The sequence below is a fragment of the Bacteroidota bacterium genome (assembly GCA_016715945.1).
Taxonomy (GTDB): Bacteria; Bacteroidota; Bacteroidia; order Bacteroidales; family F082; genus JALNZU01.
Genome location: JADJXJ010000001.1, coordinates 607,923 through 633,788, shown reverse-complemented (window position 1 = coordinate 633,788; position 25,866 = coordinate 607,923). Strand labels below are relative to the sequence as shown.

The following is a 25,866-nucleotide window of genomic DNA, read 5'->3' as shown; positions in this document are numbered from 1 at the left end:
ATGACAGAAGAAATCATCATCGCAGGCTTTGGCGGTCAGGGCGTGTTGTCCATGGGCAAAATCCTGGCTTATGGCGGCATCATGCAAAACCAGGAGGTGAGCTGGATGCCATCCTATGGTCCCGAAATGCGCGGTGGCACTGCCAACGTTACCGTCATACTCAGCGACGAACGCATCAGCTCGCCCATTCTCAACTTTTTCGATACCGCCATCATCCTCAACCAGCAGTCGATGGACAAATTCGAAAAATCAGTAAAACCCGGAGGTGTGCTGCTCTATGACCCCAACGGCATTACCCGTCATCCCGTTCGCACGGATATCAACATCTACCAGATCGAAGGTGCGCGATTGGCCGCCGAAACAGGCAACACCAAGATTTTCAACATGATTGTACTCGGGGCCTTTCTTAAAGTCAAACCAGTGGTAGAACTTGAGAATGTGATCCTTGGCCTGAAAAAATCTTTGCCGGAACGCTACCACAAACTCATCCCGCTAAACGAACAAGCCATCCACATTGGCATGGATAACCTGAAAGCTTACCGCCTGAATTAAATGCTTCATTAACCAACACCAACAATAAAAGGCTGCCTCCTTGATCTGGCAGCCTTTTTTGTCCCTTGCAGCACACTCCAGATAAACGGCCGGTTTAGTTGTGCTACTTTAAGTTGATATCTTACAGCAACTTACTGTCGTCGGGCCTTTTCAATTGCCGGAACTCCTTTTTCCATCCAATCCGGCATGGGGGCATCCATCAGGTAATGGTCGAAAAACTGCTGCAGGCGAAGGGTGAAATCCTCCATGTCGGCCCTCCGGCTGAGGTTGTGCGGGGCATTGTTGTAGTTGAGCATCCATGCAGGTTTGCCAAGTCGTCTGAGTGCAGTAAACAGCTCGATGCCCTGCGTCCATGGCACTGCCCCGTCGTTGTCGTTCGACATGATGAGCAGGGGCGTGGTAACGCGGTCGGCATAGAATAAAGGAGAGTTTTCGATGTAAAGCGGCAAGTTTTCCCACAGGCTCCCGCCGATGCGGCTTTGGCCCTGCTCGTATTGAAACTGCCTCACCACCCCCGATTCGTACCTGATGCCGCCATAAGCGCTGGTCATGTTGCTTACCGGCGCACCTGCCATGGCGGCCCTGAACATTCCGGTTTGCGTTATGAGCCAGGCGGTTTGGTACCCACCCCAGCTTTGTCCTTGAATACCAAGCCGTTGCGGGTTGATGAACGGATAACGTTCGATCAGGCTTTGGGTGCCGCTGATCACTGCGTCGTAGGCGCTCTTGCCCGGAAAGCCATCACGATAGCGTATATCGGGAGTGAACACAAAATAGCCGCGCGAGGTGTATTCAGGAATATTAACCGTGGAGCGCGAGGGCCTGGGCATCAGGTAACGATGCAATCCGTCGCTGTGCTGCTCATAGAAGTACACAATCATCGGGTAAGCCTGCTCAGGATTAAAATTGGCCGGGTAGTAGAGCAGCCCTTCCAGCTGGTCGCCATTGAACGACCGCCAGCCAACAAGCTCAACCTTGCCACGGCAATATTCTTCTTTCCAGGGGTTGGCATCGGATATTGGCCTGCCAGGCTGCATCAGGTCATTTGTAAGACGCAAGTCGGGATAAACGGAGTAATTCTCAGCGGTGTACACATACAGTTCGCGCTCTCTGGCTTTCTGAAAACGGGAGTAATGGAATGGCTCAAAGTCGTTCATGATGAATTGCATGGATGTTAGCGCCAAACGTCCGATGGCCATGGCTTTAGTGCGTTTGTGGTAAATCGTAAGCGGAAGTACCTCAGGAAGATATGGTTCGTCGCGGTCGGCAACAATGGCACGGACAATGGTGTTTTCGGGTGCAGCGAACGATTGTGGCCGTTTTTTACCGGTCAGGTCGAGCAGCCACAGTTTGCCCGAACTGTTCACAAGGGCCGTGGTGGCATCGCGCCAACCTACCAGGCCAGCGGCTGAAGCCGGTTGCGGGATATCGTTCCGTTCGTCATAAAAAACATCTTCCGCATTTGTTAGGCGCAAAGAAAGATTGGTTTTCAGTTCGAGGCTATACCACGAGCTGTCGGGTATCTGGTAATAAAGCAAATACAGCCCGTCGGGCGACAGGCTATAAATGCTGTTGTGCTTTTGCAAAAGCAGGCGTTTTTGGCCGGTGATGCGATTGACCATCCAGATGTCTGCATAACGCGTTTGTTCCCAGCTCGATAGCTGCTCATACAGACGTGGATCCACGCCAATCATGACCTGCGGGTGATTTTTCAGGTTCGGACTCAGGTCGATTTCCGGCCCGGTACCCAAGGGCAAAAGGCTGTTTCTGGCAGGATAGTACACGGCCAGCCAGGTGCGTTTTTGCTCCCTGTCGAGGTTTTTCAGTTGCTGGCTCTGCAGCTGACCATCTTTCCAGTGCCAGATGTCGAGACTCACCTTTTCGTCGGGTGTGAGTGTATCTTTCGACAATGGCGCCGGTTTTCGCCCGAGACCAAAATAAAGCGCTGTGCCATCGTCGGAAAACCGGGGCATATAATCGGGGCTGATGCACAACCCATCTGGTATAGACCTGTGGTTGCTGTCGGCCAGCATGCGCACCGGCGGGCTGGACTGGTTGTAATACCAAAGGCTGTACATCTTACGTTTGCTGGTGTCGGCAGTATGCAGGAAAGCCCATTGCCGGCCGGCCGGATCGGATGAAAGTTGGCTCATCCAGCCCGTACGGGCATCAATGCGCACAGGCGCCGGCTGTTTTTCGGACCATAACCACACAAAGCTGCTGTCGCCCCTGTCGTTCTGGGTCACGTACGACAGCACACCCTCACGGCTGAATGCATAATCGCTTACATTGGTAAAGTAAATGGTTTCTAAAGTGCTGGTATTAAGCACTCCCATTGTGTACACTTTACCTGCCTGTTTAAGCCGCGTTGGTTTTTTCACCGGCCTGGCGCTGCTGTCCTGTCTGGCCGTATCAACTTTCGGACCATAGTTTTCGTCGAACAGCCAGGCAACAAGCGCTCCTGCTTTTTCCGGGACTTTGTAGGAACGAACGCCCTCCAATTTCAGTGTGGTATCGGGACTGTACATACGCACAACCAGAGAGTCCTTGGTTTGCTTGTCTTTTTTCACCCCGTCGAGGGTTTGTTTTCTGATGAGCTCCCTGTAAGGTTTAATTTTGGCCACTACTCCCTGATTTGCAGGCAGAAATGCCGCATCGTAGCCCCGGTAAAGGGTATCGTATGCACCAGTTGAGGTGAGGTAAACGATCAATTTTCCATCGCCTTTCTGCGGATTCCATTCCCAGGTCACAAGACTCCCGTCGTTTTTGATTTTCAAAGAGTTAATGTCGTGCCAACGGTCGTAATCAGGCAAACTGAACGCCCGGCAGTTTTGAGCTGCTGTCCACAATGGCAGCAATGTGAGCATCAGTATGGTGGTCAGATTTTTCATGTGGGGAAAATTGAAGTTAAACCATAAGTTACTGACAAATGTAAGTAAAGGATTTCCGCTCCGGCGCTGCAAGGCAAGTTGGCGGTTGATACAGATTTGCAAAAGGCAACGACGGCATTTCTCTGGCCAGTCCGATGAAACAAGAACCTTTCGTCACAAAAAGGTTGAAAAATACCTTTCACAAATTACTGGCCTGAAAATTCGAGGTTTGACATTCATAAGTTGATGGGAGCGAACTAAACGATTTTTCGCAATCGTTTGATGAATCAATTGTCGTGAAACAGTGCTCATTTTAATCTTTCCTGTTTCCTACAAACACGCGTCGGATGCCACACATAATAATTTTCAGTTGAAATAAGCTGTTTGTCCATTACATGCGAACTGTTTACCTTTGTAAGCCACAGCGCAAAAGCCAACACAGCATATGACCTATATTGCGTTCAATAAGCAACAACTGATCAATCTCGAGTTTGCATTGAGCCGCGAGCTGCTCCGGTCGAACCGGTCGGGGGCCTATTCGGCCACCACCATTGCCGGCTGCAACACACGAAAGTACCACGGATTGCTCGTTGTGCCTCAGCCTCAGCTCGATCATCACAACCATCTCCTGTTGTCGGCCATCGACGAAACAGTGATCCAACACGACGAAGCATTCAACTTTGGTTTGAGGATGTATCCCAACGGAATACACGACCCCAAAGGGCACAAATACCTGCGCGAATTTGTGGGCGAGCCCATCCCGCAGGTGATATATCGTGTGGGTGGGGTAATCTTGAGCAAAGAGATGCTTTTTGCCCATAACGAGGCCAGGCTGCTTATCCGTTATACATTACTCGAAGCACATTCGCCTACAACACTGAGGCTCAAGCCTTTTCTGGCATTTCGAAATATCCACCAGCTCACCAGGGCCAATCTCGATGCCAACACCTCCGCCCAGATCTGCACCAATGGGGTGTCGTGGCAGATGTACCACGGTTATTCGAGGCTGTACATGCAACTCTCGGCCGAAAACGAATACGTGCATGTGCCGGATTGGTACTACAATGTGGAATACGTAAAGGATGCCGAGCTCGGACTGCCGCACAACGAAGACCTGTTTTCGCCCGGATTCTTTGAGTTGCCCATCCGCAAAGGCGAATCCATCATTGTATCGGCCGGCTTGGAGCCGATGGCCCCTTCCGACATGAAGCGCAGGTTCACCACAGAGCTGCGCAAACGCACACCGCGCGACAGCTTCGAGAACTGCCTGATCAACGCGGCAGAGCAGTTCGTTGTGAAAACGGAAGGAAAAACCTCCATCCTTGCCGGTTTTCCATGGTTTGGAAGCTGGGGACGCGATACCTTTATCGCTGCGCCTGGACTGCTGCTCACACGCAATGACCAGAAAACTTTCACCGAGGTGATCGACAGCATGGTTGAGCGCATGCGCGGGCCTTTTTTCCCGAATATCAACCGCAACAACCAGCCCGAATATGAGTCGGCCGACACGCCGCTCTGGTTTTTCTGGGCTTTGCAGCAATATGTGCAGCATACCGGTCAGACCAAACCAGTCTGGAAAAAATATGGGCCTGTGATGAAAACCATTCTCGAGGCTTACCGAAATGGCGCAGATTATCAGGTGTTTATGAACGATAAAGGGCTCATCAGCGCAGGCAGTCCGGCCATGGCCCTCACCTGGATGGATGTGTACGTGAAAGGCAAGCCCGTAACCCCCCGACCAGGCTATACGGTTGAAATTAACGCGCTCTGGTACAATGCAATACGTTTTGCCATCGAACTGGCCAATGCCTCGGGCGACCATCAGTTTGTTGCCGACTGGCAAGGGCTGGCCGACAACATTCCCCAGGCTTTTGCCGAAATGTTTTGGGATAGCGGCCGCGCCTATCTTGCCGATCACATCTGGGAAAGCCAGACCGACTGGACCGTGCGACCAAACATGGTGATTGCCGTATCGCTGCCCTATACTCCGGTGACTGACGAAATCAAGAACAGCGTGCTTCGCAAAGCAAAAAACGAGTTGCTCACCCCACGCGGGCTGCGCACCCTGAGTCCGGAACACCCCCGATACAAAGGCATGCTCACCGGCAGCCCGGAAGAACGCGACGAAGCCTACCACAATGGCACCGTATTTCCCTGGCTCAGCCTGTTTTTTGCCGAAGGCTGGCTCAGCCTGAACGGACGATCCGGACTAAGGCTAGTGAAGGAACTCTATCACAATTTCGAGCCTGCAATGTTTGAAGCAGGACTGGGAAGCATATCCGAAGTGTACGACGGCGACCCGCCCCACGAAGCAAGAGGCGCCATTTCGCAGGCGTGGAGTGTTGCTGCCCTCATTCAGATAAAACAACTCATTGATCAACTCAAACCCCAGGATTCCAAGCTATGAGAGTATTGATGTTTGGTTGGGAATTTCCTCCCCACATCACCGGTGGCCTCGGCACTGCCTGTTTCGGCCTGACCAAAGGACTGGCAAAACACGATGTGGAGATTTTGTTCGTTGTGCCCAAAGCCTATGGCGACGAAAGTCAGGAGGCTGTGAGGCTGCTCAACGCCAGCGAAGTAACCATTGACATCGACAAAGAAGAAACCCGCGAATACTGGGAAAGGGTGCAATATATGGAGATTGGCTCAAACATCATCCCATATGTCGGCCCGGAACAGTTCGAAACCATGGTGGAAGAACAGCGCAAGGTGACCGAAACCTTCCGCAGCCCTGTCTTTTCTCAGAAATTTGAGTTTTCGGGCAAGTATGGCACCAACCTCATGGAGGAAGTGTCGCGCTACGCCCTGGTGGGTTCGGCCATTGCCACCAGGCATGAGTTCGACCTGATTCATGCCCACGACTGGCTCACCTATCCCGCAGGCATAGCTGCCAAAGAAACCACCGGCAAACCACTGGTAGTGCACATGCATGCCACCGAATTTGACCGCACAGGCGAAAACGTCAACACCGAAGTGTATGCCATTGAACGGCGTGGCATGGAAGCCGCCGATCTGGTAATCACCGTGAGCAACCTCACCAGACGCATCGTTATTGAGCGCTATGGAATCGACCCCAAAAAAGTCATTACCGTGCACAATGCAGTTGAACCTGTGGACAAATCCGGAATGGAACTGCCTGAAAAACAGGTAAAAGAAAAAGTAGTCACCTTCCTCGGACGCATCACTTTCCAGAAAGGCCCCGAATACTTTGTGGAAGCTGCATACAAAATACTCCAGCGCGACAACAACGTCCGTTTCGTTATGGCGGGCACCGGCGACCTGCTCAACAAAATGGTGCAACGCGTAGCCCAGTTACGCATCGGGCACAAGTTTCATTTCACAGGATTTTTGAAAGGCGATGATGTGGACCGGCTCTTTGCCATGACAGATGTGTTCGTAATGCCCTCTATTTCAGAACCTTTTGGCATCGTGCCTCTCGAAGCCATGCGCAGCAACGTGCCTGTGGTCATTTCCAAGCAGTCGGGTGTTGCCGAAGTGCTCAAACATGCCCTCAAGGTTGACTTCTGGGATGTGGACGGCATGGCCGATGCCATTTATGGCCTATGCCACTACAATGCCCTGTCGGAAACTTTCATCAAGGAAGGCCGCGAAGAAGTGGACAACCTCAAGTGGACCAAAGCAGCCGAAAAAATCAGGAAGCTTTACGAGAAAGTTCTCAACGAAACCAAAAAAAGTAAACAATAGCCCTCAGGCAGGTAACTTATACAAACAAACCCTATGAAATCAGTTTGTTTTTACTTTCAGGTGCATCAGCCATTCAGGTTGAGAACCTACAGGTTTTTCGACATCGGCAAAAACCACTACTACTACGATGAATACTTCAACCGGATGATCATGCGACGGATAGCCGAAAAGTGCTACCTGCCCATGAACAGCATCCTGCTCGATCAGATAAAGACATTGGGGAGCAAATTCAAGGTTAGTTTTTCGATTTCCGGTCTGGCCATCGAGCAGATGGAACTTTATGCGCCCGAGGTGCTTGAGAGTTTCCGCAAGCTGGTGGCTACGGGTCAGGTGGAAATCCTGGCCGAAACCTACGCCCACTCCCTGAGTTCGCTGCGCGATAAGGAAGAGTTCATCAGGCAGGTGGCGCTGCATACCCGGAAAATTCAGGACACCTTCGGCATCACCCCCACCGCCTTCCGAAATACCGAGCTGATATACAGCGACCAGATCGGAGCCGATGTGGCCGAAATGGGCTATAAGGTGATGCTCACCGAAGGCGCAAAACATGTGCTGGGCTGGAAAAGTCCAAACTACATGTACGCCAATGCCATCAACCCAAAACTAAAGGTGTTGTTGCGCAACTTCAGGCTGAGCGACGACATTGCTTTCCGCTTTGGCATGCAAAGCTGGGCCGACTGGCCATTGACCGCCGAAAAATTTGCCGGCTGGCTCAACAACCTGAACGAGAAAGAGGAGGTTGTGAACATCTTTATGGACTACGAAACCTTTGGCGAACACCAGTGGGCTGCCACAGGCATCTTCGATTTCATGAAAAAATTACCAGCAGCCATACTCGAAGGCACTCAATATCAGTTTGCTACGCCTACCGAACTGGGCGAAAAGCTACAGCCCGTGGGCGCCATCCACGTGCCCTACCCCATCTCGTGGGCCGACGAAGAGCGCGACATCACCGCCTGGCTGGGCAACAATATGCAGGACGAAGCCTTTGCACGTCTGTATGAACTTGCGCCAAAGGTACGGGCCTCGCAGGACGAAGCCCTGATTCGCGACTGGCAATACCTGCAGGCCTCGGATCACTTTTATTATATGTGCACAAAATGGTTCTCCGACGGGGTGGTACACAAATATTTCAACCACTACCCCTCGCCCTATGAGGCCTACATCAATTATATGAATGTGCTGGCCGATTTCACCATCCGTGTCAACGAAGCCGTACCCCATACCTCTTCGCCCGAAGAAGAGCTGCGTCAAACCGGCGAAGCCCTGCTCAGCCTTGGCGCTGCTTTGGGAAAATCGGCCATCACACAGGTGAAAAAGGCTGCCCGGCAGATCGAAGACAGCGTACGTCGTAAAGAGCAGGAAATCAAGCCGGTACTTGAAGACCTTGCCAAAATGTCGGATGCTAAAATCAAAAAACTGGTTAAAGAACTCGAAGCCGACGACCTCGTTGCAGCCCTGAACCAGGCCGGTGAGGAGCTGGTGAGCAAGGTGTTGCCCAATATGTCGAAAAAAGCCCGGGAAGCTTTCGAGGAAGCCAGGGCAAAGGCCGGCAAAGTGAGCAAGACACGCATGAAGGAGGCCCGTAAAAAGGTGGAAGAAAAAATGAAGGAGTTCCTGGGATAAGCCCGCAAAGCTGCACCCCCTCCCCTCCTGTTAACCAAGGAAAACATCCATTTCGCTATGAAAAAACCCGAATACCTCTTTGAGGTCAGTTGGGAAGTTTGCAATATGGTCGGTGGCATCTACACCGTACTGTCGAGCAAGGCCCGGCTCACCCGCCAGATGTTTGGAGATCATTATATCACGATTGGTCCCGACGTTTGGAAACGCACCAAAAAACACCCCTTATTCATCGAAGACCCGACGCTTTTTGCCGAATGGAGAAAAAAGGCTGCTGCCGATGGACTTCGTTTTCGCGTGGGCCGGTGGAATATCCCCAGCCGACCCGTTGCCATCCTGATCGACTTTACGACATTTTTCGGCAGTAAGAACGACATCTTTGCCAAATTCTGGGAAACTTACCAGCTCGATTCGTTGCATGGTCAGTGGGACTATATCGAACCTGCCATGTTTGGCTATGCCGCCGGTAAGGTTATTGAGAGTTTTTACCTCAATTTCATTCCGGGCAACGACAAGGCGGTGGCACATTTTCACGAGTGGATGACCGGCGTCGGAGTGCTGTATCTCAAGCAGAATCTGCCTCAGCTGGCCACGGTATTCACCACGCATGCCACATTTCTCGGACGTTGCATCTCATCGAACGGGCTTCCGCTCTATCGCAATCTGACCGATTACCAGCCCTCGGCCACAGCCACACGATTTGGCATCACCTCGCAACAATCGCTCGAAAGCCTTTCGGCCAAGCATGCAGACGCTTTCACCACAGTGAGCGAAATCACAGCACGGGAGTGTGAACAGTTTCTGGGACGCAAACCAGATGTGCTGACCATCAACGGCTTCGATGACATGATTGCCGGCGATCAGGCCAGACTCCGCACCCGACGCATCGCCAGCAGGAAGAAAATTCTCAAGGTGGCCTCGCTGCTTGCTGGCTCCACATTGCCCGAAGACACGCTGCTGGTGCTGAACAGCGGCAGGTACGAATTCAAGAACAAGGGTATCGACCTGTTTATCCAGGCCCTGAACAGCCTGCAGAATCATGGTGGTTTACAACGTCCTGTGGTGGGCATCATTGCCGTGCCGGCCAACCACAGCGGCCCGGTGCACGAATTGCGCGATTGCCTCGAAAATCCTGATTGTACCGGCATCCAGGGTCAGCAGTTTGTCACCCATTTTATCCCCGACCATGACCACGACCCTGTGCTTCAGACCATTCAGCAGCTGGGCATGCATCAGCAAAACGCCAGCGGCGTGCATCTGATCTTTGTGCCCGTGTACCTGAATGGTGATGACAAAATATTCAACCTCAGTTATTACGATTTTCTTTCGGGCATGGACCTGACCGTATTCCCCTCATACTATGAACCCTGGGGATACACACCGCTCGAAAGCATCAGTTTTGGCGTGCCCACCATCACCACCAGTCTGGCAGGTTTTGGCCTGTGGGTGCGCGGTGCCGGCCTCGACGGACGTGCCGTGCATGTGATCGACCGCAACGAAGACAACACCACCGAAGTGTTCGAACAAATAGCTGCGCTCATCCGCCGCTATGCCGAACAGCAGCGCGAAAGCAACGAAATACCCAGCACCGAAGCCCAGGCCATTGCAGGCAAACTTTTATGGAACGACCTGATTGTCAACTATCAGCAAGCCTGGAACCATGCGCTGACCAAACTCGAAAAACGTGCGGTGGTATTCGAATCACGAAAATTTGTAGAAACCTTAAGACCATTTACATTGGAAAAACAAGATCAACCTACCTGGAAAAAAGTTCTGATCCAGCCTGTTTACACCCGAGAGCTCCAGAAACTTCACGAGATTGCCCAAAACCTCTGGTGGTCGTGGAACTACGAGGCCACGGCCCTCTTCGAGTCGATCGACCCGAAAAAATGGGAAGAAGCCGACCACAACCCCATCCCGATGATGGAAAGCCTGAGTGCCAAACAGATGGATGCACTGGAAAACAATCCCGAATTCATTGCAAGGTTAAATAAGGTATATGCCCAGTTCAAGGCATATATGGATCAGCCCCTTGAGCGCTCCGAACCCATCGCCTACTTCAGCATGGAGTTTGGCTTGCATAAAAGCCTGAAGATCTATTCCGGAGGTCTGGGCGTGCTCGCCGGCGACTACCTGAAAGAGGCCAGCGACTCGCGGGCCAACATCATTGGTGTGGGTCTGCTGTACCGCTATGGCTACTTCCAGCAGGAAATAGCCCCGGTGGGTAATCAGGTGGCACAATACATACCGCAGAAGTTTACCCACCTGCCCCTTGAGCCTGTGCGCGATGAAGAAGGCAACTGGGTGATGGTCTCGATTGCCCTCCCTGGCCGCAACCTCACCGCCAAGGCCTGGCGGGTGCCTGTGGGTCGCGTGTCGCTCTACCTGCTCGATACCGATATCGAAGAAAACAATGCCGACGACCGCAGCATCACCCACCAGCTTTATGGCGGCGACAATGAGATGCGTTTCAAACAGGAAATGGTGCTTGGCATCGGTGGCATCCGCCTGCTGCGCAAAATCGGCATCAATCCGCTTATCTACCACAGCAACGAAGGACACTCAGCATTCATCGGCCTCGAGCGCCTGCGCATGATCATCAAAGACCATCAGGTGAGCTTTGATGTGGCCAAAGAAATCGTCCGGGCCTCCACCCTGTTTACCACACATACCCCCGTGCCGGCCGGACACGACAACTTTGACGAAGACCTGCTGCGTACCTATATGCCACACTACCCCGAACGACTGGGCATCAGCTGGGACGACTTCGTAAACCTGGGCAAGTTCAGGCCCAACGAAGCGGGACAAAAATTCTCGATGAGTGTGCTGGCCACTAACCTGAGCCAGGAAGTGAATGGTGTGAGCCAGATCCACGGCAGGGTTTCGCGCGAAATGTTCCAGGAGCTGTATCCGGGCTACTTTGCCAACGAACTGCATATCGGCCATGTTACCAATGGAGTACACTACTTCACCTGGACCGACCCCAACTTCCAGAAACTCTACAAATCGAACTTCCCCGAAGACTTCGAAGCCAACCAGCACCGCCCCGAGCTATGGCAAAACATCTACAACCTTCCTGCCGAAGACATCTGGCAAATCAGGCAACAGCTTAAAAGCGACCTGACCACCTACCTTAAATACAGGCTCAAAAACGAGCTCACCCGCCGGCAGGAAAGCCCCAAGCTTATCCTCAGAACCCTGGAAACCATCAACGACAAAGCCCTGATCATCGGCTTTGCCCGTCGTTTTGCCACTTACAAACGTGCCCATCTGCTGTTTCACAACCTCGAACGGCTTGCCGAAATCGTCAATCGTGCCGACCGGCCGGTCATCTTTGTGTATGCCGGCAAAGCCCACCCCCGCGACGGTGCAGGCCAGGACCTGATCAAACGCATCATCGAAGTGTCGCGCATGCCCCAGTTCACCGGCAAAGTATTGTTCATCGAAAATTACGACATGGAACTCGGCAAACGGCTGACCAGCAGCTGCGACATCTGGCTCAATACCCCCACCAGACCGATGGAAGCTTCGGGAACCAGCGGTGAGAAAGCGGTGATGAACGGCGTGCTCAACTTCTCGGTGCTCGACGGCTGGTGGGCCGAAGGCTACAAGCCCAATGCCGGATGGGCTATCCAGGAAAAACGCACTTACGAAAACCAGCAGTTTCAGGACGAGCTGGATGCAGAAACCATTTATAACCTGCTCGAAAACGAGATCATCCCGGCCTATTACGACCGCAACGCACAAGGCATCCCCGAGCGCTGGGTGAAGTTCATCCAGAACAACCTGGCCATGATTGCCCCCCACTACACCATGAAGCGCATGCTTGAGGATTACTACGCCAAATTCTACAACAAACTGATTGCCCGCGCAAAGGCCATCAATGCCCACGACTTCGAACTTGCGCAACACATGGCTGCCTGGAAAAAGAAGGTGAGCGAGGCATGGAACAACATCGAAATCAGCTCGATAAAAATTCCGGACCCCACCGTGCGCCCCCTCAACTTCGGCGAAAATTTCGTGGCCGAAATCACCCTCAAAACCCCCGGACTCCAACCAGGCGAGGTGGGCATCGAGCTGCTCTTCGGACGCAAGTTGCACGACAAAATCAACGAAATCATCTTTGTGGAAAAAATGAACCTCGTGGCCGAGGGCGACAACTGGGTACAATACCATATTAATGTGCCTATTTACCGCGCAGGGGTGTACGACTACACCTTCCGTATCTATCCCAACCACCCGGAATTGCCACATCGCCAGGACTTCCCACTGGTGAAATGGATCTGAGTCCCGTTAACTGATCAAATCGAACCACAATGCAAGCCCAGGCGAACATTGTGGTTTTTTTATTTGTTTTGCAGCCAAAGAAATGAAAATGAAACCTTTAGTTTTTGCTTTTGCATTCACCATGTTGTTCACGCCACTAAAATCGCAGGACATCCTCCACACCACCGAAGGCGAAGTACACATTCATTTTGTAGGACATGCCTCGCTTTACCTCACATGGCACGACAAAGTCATACATATTGATCCCTGGAGCAGGGTAGCCGATTACCAGACTTTGCCCAAGGCCGACCTTATCCTGCTTACCCACCACCACCGCGACCATCTGGATACCGCCGCCCTTCGTCCCATCACCAGGCCGGATACCTATATGATCGTTGCGCCGGTTTGTCTGAAATTTTTTGTGCCGGATGTAGCTTACGAAACAATATCGAACAACCAGCGCACAGAGTGGAATGATATTGAAATAGAGGCTGTTGCCGCATACAACATCCAACACATGCGCAACGATGGCACCCCATATCACCCCAAAGGTGAAGGCAATGGCTACATTCTGAACATGGGCGGCAAACGCATCTATGTGGCTGGCGACACCGAAAACATCCCCGAAATGACCCAACTCGGAAAAATTGATGTCGCCTTCCTGCCCGTCAACCTACCTTTTACCATGAGCCCGGAAATGCTGGCCGATGCAGTGCAAAAGGTTAATCCCAAGGTGGTCTATCCCTACCATTACGGGCAAACCGACCTGGACGAAGTGCAAAGACTGATTCGCATGGTGTCGGAGGCTGAAATACGGATTAGGTGAAGGCACCCAGGATGATTATCCTGTGGCGCCTTCATCCTTGTTTATGTTAACATCTCTTTAACAATCTTTTGGAAAATACCTGGTTCTGGGGAGGCAACCAATTGTGTCTCCTAATGTTTATTAACATATTTTTGTACCGATTTAACAGTTTTATATGCACCCTGTCGCCAATTCAAGACTTGTGAAGCTGATCATGGCCTTTGCCATGTTCTGGCTCTTTATTGGCGACCTGATTGTGCTGCACCAGGAACGGATCTTCGGTCACGATTTCTTTGGTCACCATCAGCCCCTGAACAAACCGGGCAAATCCGACGACGGCAAGACTTTTCAGAAATTTCATAAATCGTCCGACAAAGGTGACGATGGACATGCTTATGCCGTACTGACTATCCGGAGTACATCCGGCCTGGACGTCCTGGGCTGGAACAGGATGGAATTCGCTGAGTTCCGGCCTGAGGTCACCAGATTCTTCTATCTTTCCGGAAAAGGCCTGCGCGCTCCCCCCGCATTGGCATAAAATCTCCTCCAGCTTTACATTTTTAAATCTTTTAATCAACCAAAGGCTGATTCATGCCTTTGCGTCTGATGGTATCATTAAAGTTAATCATTCATTTACAAATACTTATAACAATGAGAAAAATTTTACAAGCATTGATCATTCTGATTGCAGTAACAAGCGCCCGTTTGATGGCCAATCCCGTGAACGACACCGTGACCATGGGACCTGGCTATGCCAATGATGTATTTTACAGCATGCAAAATGGTGTTGTCAAAGTAGAACCCCGCAACAACTGGGACATCGCCTTTTACACCACCCGCTGGTCGGCTGGCATCCTGCTTAACGAAGGTGCCGGAGCCGAGCTTTATACTTACCCGCTGGGCGACACTTCGGCATGGAATAATGTGGATATTTCAGGCATGGCCGACTGGCCAAAGATGTACAATTCCGATACCCTCTGGGAAGATGGCGCATTCAACCGCAACGCGCTCGGGCATCCGGATTATGGATGGGGGGTGTACAACATGATCAACCACGATGTGGTGGGCGATTCGATTTTTGTAATCAAACTGACCAACGGCAGCCTGAAAAAACTATGGATTCAGCGCAAACGTTCCACACAGAACACCTGGCATTTCAAATTTGCCAACATTGATGGCACAGAAGAAATAACTGCCTCGGTGGATGCCACCCCCTTCCAGGCCAGCAGGCTGTTCATCTACTACTCACTGGTAAATAATGCCCTAGTTGACCGCGAACCGGAGATCGGCAGCTGGGACCTGCAGTGGAGCCGCTATATTGCCACGGTTTATGACAACACCGGTGCACCCTCGCCCTATATGGTTGTGGGTGTGACCAGCAACCTTGGTGTCGGGGTTGCCAAACATCACCCTGTGCCTCCGACTTTTGAAGACTGGACCTCCAAGCCATTTTCGGAAAGTCGCACCACCATCGGGCACGACTGGAAGAATTTCAACATGGCGCTTTTCCAGTGGCAGATCACCGATTCGCTGGCATATTTCGTGAAAGATCGCAACGGCAACATCCACAAGCTCACCTTCAACTATTTCAGTGGAACAAGCACAGGCCGCACCGGTCTGACCAAAAAAGTGCTGTCGCTGGTCGGCCAGAACGAAATCAGCCAGCAGGAATTCTTTAGCCTCTACCCCAATCCTGCTGTCAATGAACTAAATATCAGAATGAAACAAGGCAACCTGCAACAACTCAGGATTTTTGATATTGGAGGTCGTCTTGTACTATCGCAGGACGGAAATGCTTTGAACGGCAGGTCCTCGGTTGACATAAGCGCCTTCAAACCAGGAGCCTACGTAGTAGAAGTTGTCGGAGACGCTGGAACATCACGTCAGAAGCTTTTGATTAACAGGTAAATCATATGATGCGCAAACTCAGTAAGACATTTGCGGTCTTTTTGCTCTTGTCCGGCCCGATCTGGCTGGCCGGACAAGAGGCGCATCTCAGCCTGCGCGATGCCCGCTCGCGCGAAGCTGTTTCGTTTGCGCACATCAATTTCAGGTCGTTCGACGGCCGCCAGAATCTGGCCGCGGTTTCTGACGTTGATGGTCATGCCAGAATCGCCGTGCAATCCGCCGGTTTGGTGCAGGTGTCGGCCCTGGGCTATCACCTGCTCACCGATACCCTCAGGCCTGGCGAGAAAAAACAGCTGAGTTTGCAACCACAGGTCTTCAATATGGATGAGGTGGTGGTCACCGGTCAGTATTCCCCCCAGCCCGTGGACAAGTCCATTTTCAGGGTCAAAGTGATAGGTGCCAGACACATTGAGCAGCGGGCCTCGAACAACCTGAGTGAACTGATGACGGGCGAGCTGAACATTCGCGGCATGGTGGATGGCGCGCTTGGCTCAAAGATCACTCTGCAAGGCCTTGGAGGTGAGCACATTAAATTTCTGATTGATGGCGTTCCGGTGATCGGCCGCATGAATGGCAACATCGACCTGAGCCAGCTCAACCTCTACAACGTGAAGCAGATTGAGATTATCGAAGGTCCCATGTCGGTGATCTATGGCAGCAATGCCCTGGCAGGTGTGATCAACATCCTGACCCGCGACCAGGCCAATGCCCGCTGGAACAACCGTGCCGAAGCCTATTATGAATCGGTGGGCGTATATAATTTCAATGCCAGCAGTACCATGTCGCGAAACCGCTGGACGATGTCGGCTGCAGGCGCCCGCAATTTCTTCGGAGGCTACAGTCCGGTGGACACCACCCGCTCCAAGCGCTGGAAACCTAAACGCCAGTACAATGCCGACCTCTCGGCCGCTTATGCCCATCAGGGTACCCGTGCACGGCTCAACGTATCCTATTTCAACGAGCTCCTGCGCGATAAAGGAAACCTGCTCAAACCCTATTTCGAAACTGCTTTCGACAGCGATTTCACCACCAACCGCCTCACCACCCGCTTCGACCTGAACCAAAAAGTACGGAGCAACCGCTACCTGAACGTACTAGGCTCGTATGCCTACTACGACCGTCGCAAAAATACCTGGTTCAAAGACCTGACCACCCTCGAAAAAGTGCTGACCAGCAATGTGTTCGATCAGGACACCTCACGCTTCGACCAGTGGCTGCTGCGCAGCGAATTCAGCAAAAGCGACATGGGCAGCTGGTTCAACTACCAGCTGGGAATCGACCTCAATCTAGAACAGGGAGTTGGCCGGCGTATCCTGGGCAGGAACCAGCAAATTGGCGACTACGCCACATTTCTCAGCCTTAAACTGCAACCCGGCCCGCGTTTGATGCTGCAACCCGGAGCGCGCTACAGCTATAATACGCGGTACAAAGCGCCGCTGGTGTATTCGCTCAACGCAAAATATGACCTGAGCGAAAGCCTTAGCCTGCGCGCCTCGGCCGCCAAAGGCTTCAGGGCGCCCTCGCTCAAGGAGCTGTACCTGGAGTTTGTGGACGTAAACCACAACATCCGTGGCAACGAAAACCTCAAAGCCGAAAGCTCGCAAAACTACAACCTCGCACTGCGCTATCACCACGAAAAACCTACCTACGACTATGGCCTCGAAGCCAGCCTGTTTCGCAATGTGATCAACAACAGCATCACCCTCGCTGCCCTCAACACCGCCGACCAGCTCTACACCTATGTGAACCTCGACAAGATGATCTCGCAGGGCTATCAGCTGCAGTTTAACAACCGCCTCTATCCGTGGCTGGAACTCAAATTCGGGGTCGGACAAACTGGACGTCAGCAGGTGCAGCTCAACCTGCCGGAAACAGATATGGTGTACAGCACCGATGTGATTGCCCAGGCCAGCTACACCTGGCAAAAAACTGACACGCGCTTCGGACTGTATTACAAATACAATGGCGACTACCCGGAAGTGTTTGTAGCTCAGGATGGTACGATATTCAGAACCATCATGAAGGCCTATCACACCCTCGACCTCAATGCCTCCCGGGCCTTTTTTGCAAGGCGACTTACCGTGCAGCTTGGCGCGAAAAATCTGTTCAACAACACCAATATCGGTGTGGTGGGCGACAGCGGGGGCGGAGGCATACACAGCGGGGGCGGAGGCGGCAGCTCGCCTGTGGGCTGGGGACGAACCTGGTTTGTGCGGCTGAATGCAAACCTCGACAAATTTTGACATGCTGAAGACCATTTCGAATATTGCACTGATTTTTAGCCTGTTGCCCTTATTAAGCAGTTGCTTTAAGGAAGATGAGCGCATTGCACCACACGACAGGGGCGACAAAATCACGGCTACCATTGCCATGACCCAAAACTATAAATATCAGGTGTATTACAGCTTGAACAACAAGCTTGTGGTAGCCACCAACGAGCGTACCGAATTCGACCTGATGTTCGAGTCGCATCCCACCGGTGTGTTGATCCGGCCAAACACGGCCAATTTCGCCATGCTGGCACCTACCGGAAAGTATCAGCTTTCAGAGGTAACCAGTGCCACCGGCCTCCAGATGCGCTTCGACCCCTCGAGCGGCAATCCCGACAGCACGGTGCTCCGCAACTGGATCACCATTTCGGGAAACGACACCACCTACGCACGCGAGGTGTATGTGTTCGACCGCGGAATCAATGCCGACGGCAATCCGCTGGGCAGAGTCAAGATAACTTTCGACAGCCTGGTAGGCCGAAAGTATTACTTCACCTATGCCAATCTCAATGGAAGCGGTCTCCGGCAGGCTGTGGTCGAAAAGCAGCAAGGCCGCAACTTTGCCTATTACTCTCTTGCGAAGCATCAGCAGGTGTATCCTGAGCCACCCAAGGACAGTTACGACCTCCTGTTTACGCAATACACCACCCTACTCTTCACCAATACCGGCGAGGCTTATCCATACCTGGTGACCGGAGTCTTGCTTAATCCTTATGAAACCGAAGCTGTGCAGATGATTGAGCCCGACTTTGATGCCATCGACTTTCAGCGTGCTACTGCAGCTAATTACCTAAAAAAGAGCGATGTGATAGGATTCGACTGGAAAAAAGTGCTGGGCGATGTGTCGAGCGGCAATGTGTATTATGAGCCCATGCCCGAAAAAGTTTATCTGATCCGCGACAGCCGTGGCTTTTACTACAAGCTGCGGTTTATTGGCTTCTACAACAATCAGGGCGAAAAAGGCTATCCGACCTTCGAATTTCAGAAACTTTAGCACATAAGTAAAAGGGGTTGGGTTCCCGGCTAAGCTTTTATTAAGCTTGATGTCGGGCAGAGCGTCGCGTGGTATTCTTTCTACTTTTGCAGAAAATCTTGCTTATGTTGTTGCATATAGTTTGGGACGTAAGTCCGGCCATGTTTCACTTTCCCGAATGGCTGCCCTTGCTGGGTGGTCGCGAAGTGCGCTGGTATGGTTTGTTGTTTGCAGCCTCATTCATAGTGGGTTATTACATTGTCCAGCGCATGTTCCGGCGCGAAGGCATCAGGCAGGAGGTGCTCGACGAGCTGAGCACATGGATGTTGATTGCAACCGTGGTTGGCGCCAGGCTGGGGCATTGCCTGTTTTATGAGCCTGAATATTACCTGGCCAATCCCATCGAGATCCTCAAAGTGTGGGAGGGCGGACTCGCCAGTCACGGGGCAGCCATAGCCATCATCATCGCGCTCTATTTTTTCAGCCGGAAACACGGCAAGCCCATCATCTGGATCCTCGACCGCATTGTGGTTGTGGTGGCACTGGCGGGCTTCTTCATCCGCATGGGCAACCTGTTCAACTCCGAAATCTTTGGCCATGCCACCCACCTGCCCTGGGGATTTCAGTTTTTACGGGCAGCCGAGCCTGAGTTGCGCACCGATCCAAGGCACCCCACCCAGATTTACGAAGGCCTGATTTACCTCAGCAGTTTCTTTTTCCTGATGTACGCCTATTTCCGCCAGGGCATGGGCGAAAAAAGACCCGGATTCCTCTTTGGCTGGTTCCTGATCCTGATCTTCGGCTCGCGTTTCCTCGTCGAATTCCTCAAAGAACCGCAGGTTGCTTTTGAACAAAACATGACCCTCAACATGGGACAATGGCTGAGCATTCCGTTTACGATTGCCGGAATGCTGATACTTGCCTTTCCCGATAAACTTGGCATTCGAAAAAGCAAGCGTTAACCTGTCCTGCAAAAACTCTCATTGACCAACCAACCCCTCAGCCAATGAAAAAAATACTCATCCTCGCCATGCTGATCATCACAGATTCGATGAGCATGGGACAAGAGCTTCCCCGCAGTTCGGAAGTAAGCCGCAAGACCGACAGCCTCGAAGCCAGAGGCTTTGCACTACTTATCGAAGGAACCACCAAAAAACAAGTTGAAGCCGCCTGGAAGGCTTATTTGCAACGCGAGTCACGGCGACCCGGCAAAGGCTCAGAAAAGCCTGTTTACAAGGTATTTACAAATGAATATGTTGCAACTAACTACATCATACCGGCGATCACCAACAGTCCGCTCACCATTACGGCCAACATATACGATTCGCGCGAAGGCGTCCGGCTGACAGCCTGGTTTGAGATGGAGGGGAAACCATTCGGACCATCCACGACACCCGAGCTCCTGGGTGCTGCTCAAAATTTTGCAGAGCGGTTCGGGCACGAACAGGCCACACGCGTGCAGGCTCAGGCCGTGAAGAATGAGCAGCGCAACCTGCGCAGCCTGAAGAAAGAACTGACAAAACTGCAACGCCAGCAGGTATCGCTCGAAAGAGGCATATCGCGCGCACAATCCAACAGGTTGCGCACCGAAAAGGAACTCGAGCTGCATCGTGCGGCCCAGGACAGCGCAGTAAAACAAATCGCCCGTACCCAGTTTACCCTCAACAATTTAAGTCCCTCTTCCGACGACTATCAGGGCCTGAAAACCATCCTCAGAACGCAACAGCGCGAATTGCGCAAAACATCTTCCGACGTCAGAAAAGTACAGAAAAACATCGTAAAGGCCGATCAGCAGATCAGGAAAAATGAGCGCAGGATAGCCGACCTGAAGCTGAAACAAGCCGAAACCGAAAAACGCATCAAACTGCAGGAAGAGAAACTGAAGCAGGAAAACAACCTGCTCAGAATGATGAAAAGGCAGTAGTTCAGCGGTTTTGCCTGCGGAGGATCAGCTCCTGCTGCATAATTGATGCGGGGTAAGGTATGACCTTGTTGCCTCCTGCCGCTATACCCACATACATATCATCGTCCGACATCTCTGTAAGCCACTGAATGAGTTCGCGCATCGGCATGGGCTCAGGCTTGTAGTCCGACCACTCATCAATGGCCGAGGCCTGTGCTTCTGACTTTGTGGCATACATGGGCAGGATACTCATCCCGTCCGCATCCTCTACCATGGCAAACATGCCATCATCGGCCTGCAACAGCCATACCTCTCCCTGGCTGATGCACTGATCAAAAAAATGGTCAATGTACTGCTGCTCCATAGCTTTATATTTTGGTTTTATTTTCCGGCTTCGTCCAGTTCAATCCATCGCAAGGTCTTGATATCCAGCTCCTCATCTATTGCCACTATGCGTTCCGAGATGCGTTGAAGCGCTTCGAAAGGCAGTCCGGCTTCGCCCAGTGCCCTGACGCAGTTCGCTTTTTCGGCCTCGAGTGCAGCAATCTCTGTTTCGAGTTGCTCATACTCGCGTTGCTCGCGAAATGAACGCTTTGGTGGTTTAGGGGTACGCTCCTGCCGGTTTTCGGCGGCCCTGACCGGCTTTTCTTTCTTTTCCTCACTGGCTGTGGCCAGCTCGCGGTATTCGCTGTAGGTTCCCACAAAACCGCGTATCTTCCCCTGCCCTTCGAATACAAAAAGCTGGTCAACCACCTGGTCCATAAAATAACGGTCGTGCGTGACCATGATCAGGCAACCCGAAAACTGCCGGATGAACTCCTCCAACGCCTGGAGGGTTACCAGGTCGAGGTCGTTGGTTGGCTCGTCGAGGATGAGAAAATTAGGGTTTTTCATCAGCACAGTCAGCAGATGCAATCTGCGTTTTTCGCCACCGCTCAGGCTGGCTACAAGCTGATTCTGCTTTCGGGGCGGAAACAGGAACCTCGTGAGCATCTGTTGTGCCGTAAGGGTTGTTCCGTTGCCCAGATCGATAATGTCGGCAATTTCTTTCACCACGTCAATGATGCGTTTGTCGTCATCGAACTGCAGCCCGTCCTGGGTGTAATACCCGAAGACCATGGTATCGCCTGCCAGCACGCGCCCGCCATCAGGGGGCAGCTTGCCTGTGAGTATGTTCAGAAAAGTGGTCTTTCCCACCCCATTTGGCCCCACAATTCCGATGCGTTCTCCTTTGGTGAACATGTAATCGAAATGATCGAGGATGACCGTGTCTCCAAAGCGTTTGGATACATTCCTCATTTCGAGCACCTTGCTGCCCATGCGCTGCATCTGCACCTCAAGTTTTATTTCCTGCTGGCGGCGCACCTGGGCCACCTTTTCTTTGAGCTCGTAATAGGCAGCTATCCGGCTTTTCGATTTGGTGGTGCGGGCCTGTGGCATGCGGCGCATCCATTCGGTTTCCTGTTTCAGCAGCTGTCCGGCTTTTTCGGCTTCGATGCGCAGGGCTTCCTCGCGCTGGGCGCTTTTTTCGAGGTAATAGCTGAAATTTCCCCTGTGCACATAAAGTTTTCTGTCGAAAAGCTCGTAGATGTGGTTGCACACCCGGTCGAGAAAATAGCGGTCGTGGGTCACCATCAGAAAGGTGATATTCACCTGGCTGAGGTATTTTTCGAGCCATTCGATGGTTTCGATGTCCAGATGGTTGGTAGGTTCGTCGAGCAGCAGCAGGTCGGGCCTGTCGGTGATGACCAGAGCCAGCGACAGCCGCTTTAGCTGGCCGCCCGAAAGCGAGCCTATGGTGCGCGATGTGTCGGTGAGCCCGAAACGCGTGAGGAGCTCGCCGAGGCGCCGGTCGTAGTCCCATGCCCCGGCTGCATCCATCCTGGCGGTGAGCTCGTTGAGCCGTTTGCTGTATTCCTCCAAGTTACCGGCTGAAGTGCCAAGGGCAAGATGGGCCTCGTATTCTTGCCTGAGCCGGCTCACGGGATTGTCAGGACCAAAAGCCAGGGCGGCTATGGTCAGGTTTGGGTTGTAGGTGGGATACTGCTCCAGGTATCCCAGTCGGACGCCTTCGGCATACGAAACTGTCCCTCCATCGGCTTCTTCCCTGCCCGCCAGGATGCGCATCAGCGTGGTTTTTCCGGCCCCGTTCACCGCCACTATGGCAGCCTTGTCGCCCCGGCTGAGGCCAAAACTGAGGCCGGTAAACAAAGGCTCGTCGCCAAACCCTTTGCTGAGCTGATGTACGGAAAGCAGGTTCATGAAGCAGGTGTTAACAGCCGGGTGCAAACATACAACTTTAGGACATTTCCGGCTCAGAAAGGTGGGTGATATGCACCGGTTGAAAGGTGGAAAATCAATGCGCCCATATGTTGAAAATGCTGTCAAACCTATCCACGTGAATATTGGGGCTTTGGTGCCATAACAACACGAGGAATGCCCTGCAAGGAAAAAAAGACCTGGCTCTGTCGGATCGAACCCTGGTAAAAAAACACAAACCAGCCTGCATCATCGCCCTTTTCCTTTCACTTTCGCCATAAGCACGTTCGGTTTCACCTGCCGGATGAGCGCGTTCGCCCGCTTTTAATTGATTGTGGCAAGCCGCGGAACATACATTTGCTTCGAAATCATTCATAATTAAAACTTTAACAAAATGAAAACAAAATCAATTTTTGCAGTTGCAATCGCGATGATGCTCAGTGGAAACCTCTTTGCGCAGGAAAAAACAAACCGTTTCGGATTTGAACTTAACACAGGAGCTTCGGTCTCCACAGCAAAGCCGGGCAATGCCACACTCAACCCCGGCTTCGGCTTCGAAGGGCTTCTTAGCTACGAAATTATCCCTCAGTTTGGACTTTACGGTGGCTGGGGCTACAACAGGTTCGGAGCCGATGAGTCGTTTGCAGGCAATGAAGTTTCGTTCGAGGAAACAGGCTATATTCTTGGGCTTCAGTTCAGGCAAAGCCTTGGCAATACGCCATGGTCGCTGATTGTTAAAGGCGCTGGATTGTACAATCACATCGAAATCGAAAACAAAGAAGGGGAGCTCGTGGGCGACACCGGTCACGGGTTTGGATTTCAGGCTGCTGCTGGCATGAATTATGCTTTGGGCAAGAACTGGAGCTTAGCTCCCGGCATCAAGTTCAACTTCTTAGACAGGGATGTTGAGGTCGAAGGCGTCAACACAAACCTTAAGCACCACTACCTCTCGCTCCGGCTTGGTATAGTTAAAAAATTCTGATGAGCATCTACCATGAGGCGGACAAAACCGCCTCATGGCTTTTACAAACTAACCAATAAAATCAAATCCCATGAAAAGAATCGTAAACATCAGCTTCGGCTTGCTTCTGCTGATCCTGGCATGCCAGAAAGAGCCGTTCATCCGCCACGGATTCAACACCGAACTGAAACAGGGTTCCACCGGCTATGTTGTTGTCTTTTCGGCTGAAAACAACAAAACCTTACTTCTCCAAGGAAGCATCAGCATCAATAGCGGCAGCCTGCTTATCGAACTAATTGATCCGCATGGAGAAAAGTGCTTCAGCAAGCGGATCTCTGATCCCGGAACATGGCAAATCAACGAAAGCTTTGGTGCATATTCCGGCTATTGGAAGCTTAGGTATCAGAGTATCGAGGGCGAAGGAAAAATATCGCTTCATCTGAACATCATACAGTAAAAGAAGTAGTTATGCAGCAAATAAACCTGAAACAACCAGCAATTGCATTTGCCGCCGGCGGAGTTTGGGATACCATGGCCGGATTGATCTACATCTTTGCAATCGGCACCGGAAGAATCATAGATAATCCTGCGATGCACCCCTTTTATGCAATCTTCCTTGGTTCTTTCTTTCTTTGTTTCGCTTGGCTACAGCTGTTGTCGTCTTTAAACATACGCAGATACGCATTCAATATAGGCTGTCTGGTATTTGGCCGACTATTCTATGTGGTGGTTTTATTCGTATTTATGGCATTTGATAAAAGCTTTCCGACAACATTCTGGTTTACAGGAATCATCGATCTGGGATTTGCAATTATCACTCCAATTCTTGGATTAAAAGGCGGATTGCATATGCGTGATATGTTTTTGCCGGCAATGGAGCACTAATTGTAAATTGCTAAATTCACTTGATTATAATGGAATAGCATGAAACGCATCGAAACCCTAAATTACAAACAAATAATAGAAGTAATACGGCTGGTTCCATACAACCATCTGTTTGCACTGGCGGTATTAAAAGGCCATGTTTTTGGTGAGGTCTATGCCGATAATCCGGACGCACCACAAACTGTTTATATCAGACATCCATATGGGATGTCGCTTTTGGTTGGTAAGGCCGGGGAACCGGCACAGGAATGGCTGAGAAGCGAAGTCCTTAACACAGAATCTAAGCTACACGGGACAGAATGGTTACAGGTTTTTCCTCATGGCTGGAACGATGTCATTGGTTTGATAACTGATTTAAAGCATAACGGGGCAAACAGTAACGGATTGAAGAAAAAAATTGAGCTGCAAACAAGGGTAAACTTCCGTTTTAACCAACAGAAATTCGGGAAATGCAAAAGACCCATGTTGCCAGATGGGTTTCGTATTGAACCGGTTAACGAACAAATTTTTGCCACATTTAAAGGAAGCGTTGTCCCTTCAAATTTCTGGAATAATGCTGATGATTTCGTTAAAATGGGCGCAGGTTTTAGTGTAAGTTACGGCGAAACCGTTGCCTCAACAGCATTCTCGGCATTTCTACTTGACGGCTATCTTGAAATTGGTATTGAAACAATTCCGGCATTTCGTGGCATGGGTCTGGCATGGCATTGTTGCGCTGCGCTCATTGATTATTGTATCGAAAATAATCTGGAACCGGTTTGGGCATGCAGGCTCGAAAACACCGGCTCCTATAGACTTGCGCTGCATCTCGGTTTCGAACCAACTTACAAAATTCCCTATTACCAACTGACTGATTTAATAGAATAGCATCATTATTTGATAT

At 51.5% G+C, this 25,866-nt stretch carries 19 protein-coding genes; 16 read left to right on the top strand and 3 right to left on the bottom strand.

Annotated elements, in window-relative coordinates:
- Entirely contained in the window at positions 1-552 is a 552-nt protein-coding gene (locus IPM52_02305) for a 2-oxoacid:acceptor oxidoreductase family protein (GenBank protein ID MBK9290456.1), read from the top strand.
- A 131-nt stretch (positions 553-683) separates the two neighbouring features.
- Here IPM52_02305 and IPM52_02300 read toward each other — a convergent pair whose 3' ends face one another.
- A complete protein-coding gene (locus IPM52_02300; GenBank protein MBK9290455.1) occupies positions 684-3,443 on the bottom strand; it encodes a S9 family peptidase in 2,760 nt (919 codons plus the stop codon).
- Positions 3,444-3,867: 424 nt separating this feature from the next.
- Between IPM52_02300 and IPM52_02295 the strand changes: the two genes are divergently transcribed.
- The 11 genes from IPM52_02295 (at position 3,868) to IPM52_02245 (ending at position 20,899) form a co-directional block, all read left to right on the top strand.
- Entirely contained in the window at positions 3,868-5,829 is a 1,962-nt protein-coding gene (locus IPM52_02295; protein ID MBK9290454.1) for a glycogen debranching enzyme family protein, read from the top strand.
- The gene (locus IPM52_02290) at positions 5,826-7,130 is read left to right on the top strand and encodes a glycosyltransferase family 4 protein (protein ID MBK9290453.1); all 1,305 of its coding nucleotides are present in this window, start codon (positions 5,826-5,828) and stop codon (positions 7,128-7,130) included. The genes IPM52_02295 and IPM52_02290 overlap by 4 nt, the downstream gene beginning before the upstream one ends.
- Before the next feature lie 33 nt (positions 7,131-7,163).
- Positions 7,164-8,756, top strand: coding sequence for an alpha-amylase (locus tag IPM52_02285; protein MBK9290452.1), 1,593 nt, complete (start codon positions 7,164-7,166; stop codon positions 8,754-8,756).
- Positions 8,757-8,813: 57 nt separating this feature from the next.
- The gene (glgP, locus tag IPM52_02280; protein MBK9290451.1) at positions 8,814-13,040 is read left to right on the top strand and encodes an alpha-glucan family phosphorylase; all 4,227 of its coding nucleotides are present in this window, start codon (positions 8,814-8,816) and stop codon (positions 13,038-13,040) included.
- A gap of 82 nt (positions 13,041-13,122) precedes the next feature.
- Entirely contained in the window at positions 13,123-13,845 is a 723-nt protein-coding gene (locus IPM52_02275) for an MBL fold metallo-hydrolase (protein MBK9290450.1), read from the top strand.
- Positions 13,846-14,026: 181 nt separating this feature from the next.
- On the top strand, positions 14,027-14,362 hold the full coding sequence (locus tag IPM52_02270; GenBank protein MBK9290449.1) for a hypothetical protein: 336 nt from the start codon (positions 14,027-14,029) through the stop codon (positions 14,360-14,362).
- A gap of 113 nt (positions 14,363-14,475) precedes the next feature.
- Positions 14,476-15,732 (top strand): T9SS type A sorting domain-containing protein, encoded by a 1,257-nt coding sequence (locus tag IPM52_02265; protein MBK9290448.1) that lies wholly within the window; start codon positions 14,476-14,478, stop codon positions 15,730-15,732.
- A gap of 5 nt (positions 15,733-15,737) precedes the next feature.
- Entirely contained in the window at positions 15,738-17,975 is a 2,238-nt protein-coding gene (locus tag IPM52_02260) for a TonB-dependent receptor (GenBank protein MBK9290447.1), read from the top strand.
- 1 nt (position 17,976) lies between these two features.
- Positions 17,977-18,996 (top strand): HmuY family protein, encoded by a 1,020-nt coding sequence (locus IPM52_02255; GenBank protein ID MBK9290446.1) that lies wholly within the window; start codon positions 17,977-17,979, stop codon positions 18,994-18,996.
- Between the two features lie 104 nt (positions 18,997-19,100).
- Complete coding sequence (gene lgt / locus IPM52_02250; protein MBK9290445.1) at positions 19,101-19,937, top strand: prolipoprotein diacylglyceryl transferase; 837 nt, start codon at positions 19,101-19,103, stop codon at positions 19,935-19,937.
- Between the two features lie 44 nt (positions 19,938-19,981).
- Positions 19,982-20,899, top strand: a complete 918-nt coding sequence (locus IPM52_02245; GenBank protein MBK9290444.1) for a hypothetical protein — start codon at positions 19,982-19,984, stop codon at positions 20,897-20,899.
- A gap of 1 nt (position 20,900) precedes the next feature.
- Here the strand turns inward: IPM52_02245 and IPM52_02240 are convergent, their stop codons facing one another.
- Together IPM52_02240 and IPM52_02235 are read right to left on the bottom strand one after the other, a co-directional pair.
- Positions 20,901-21,242: a DUF2750 domain-containing protein gene (locus IPM52_02240; protein MBK9290443.1), complete on the bottom strand. Its 342-nt coding sequence runs from the start codon at positions 21,240-21,242 to the stop codon at positions 20,901-20,903.
- Between the two features lie 17 nt (positions 21,243-21,259).
- The gene (locus IPM52_02235; GenBank protein MBK9290442.1) at positions 21,260-23,140 is read right to left on the bottom strand and encodes an ABC-F family ATP-binding cassette domain-containing protein; all 1,881 of its coding nucleotides are present in this window, start codon (positions 23,138-23,140) and stop codon (positions 21,260-21,262) included.
- A 391-nt stretch (positions 23,141-23,531) separates the two neighbouring features.
- Here IPM52_02235 and IPM52_02230 point away from each other — a divergent pair, with 391 nt between their 5' ends.
- The 4 genes from IPM52_02230 (at position 23,532) to IPM52_02215 (ending at position 25,850) form a co-directional block, all read left to right on the top strand.
- Positions 23,532-24,119 (top strand): porin family protein, encoded by a 588-nt coding sequence (locus IPM52_02230; protein MBK9290441.1) that lies wholly within the window; start codon positions 23,532-23,534, stop codon positions 24,117-24,119.
- 70 nt (positions 24,120-24,189) lie between these two features.
- Entirely contained in the window at positions 24,190-24,555 is a 366-nt protein-coding gene (locus IPM52_02225; GenBank protein ID MBK9290440.1) for a hypothetical protein, read from the top strand.
- An 11-nt stretch (positions 24,556-24,566) separates the two neighbouring features.
- Positions 24,567-24,983, top strand: coding sequence for a hypothetical protein (locus IPM52_02220; GenBank protein ID MBK9290439.1), 417 nt, complete (start codon positions 24,567-24,569; stop codon positions 24,981-24,983).
- Positions 24,984-25,022: 39 nt separating this feature from the next.
- Positions 25,023-25,850 carry a GNAT family N-acetyltransferase gene (locus IPM52_02215; protein ID MBK9290438.1) on the top strand — a complete coding sequence of 276 codons (828 nt, stop codon included), beginning with the start codon at positions 25,023-25,025 and terminating at the stop codon, positions 25,848-25,850.
- Positions 25,851-25,866 lie beyond the last annotated feature (16 nt).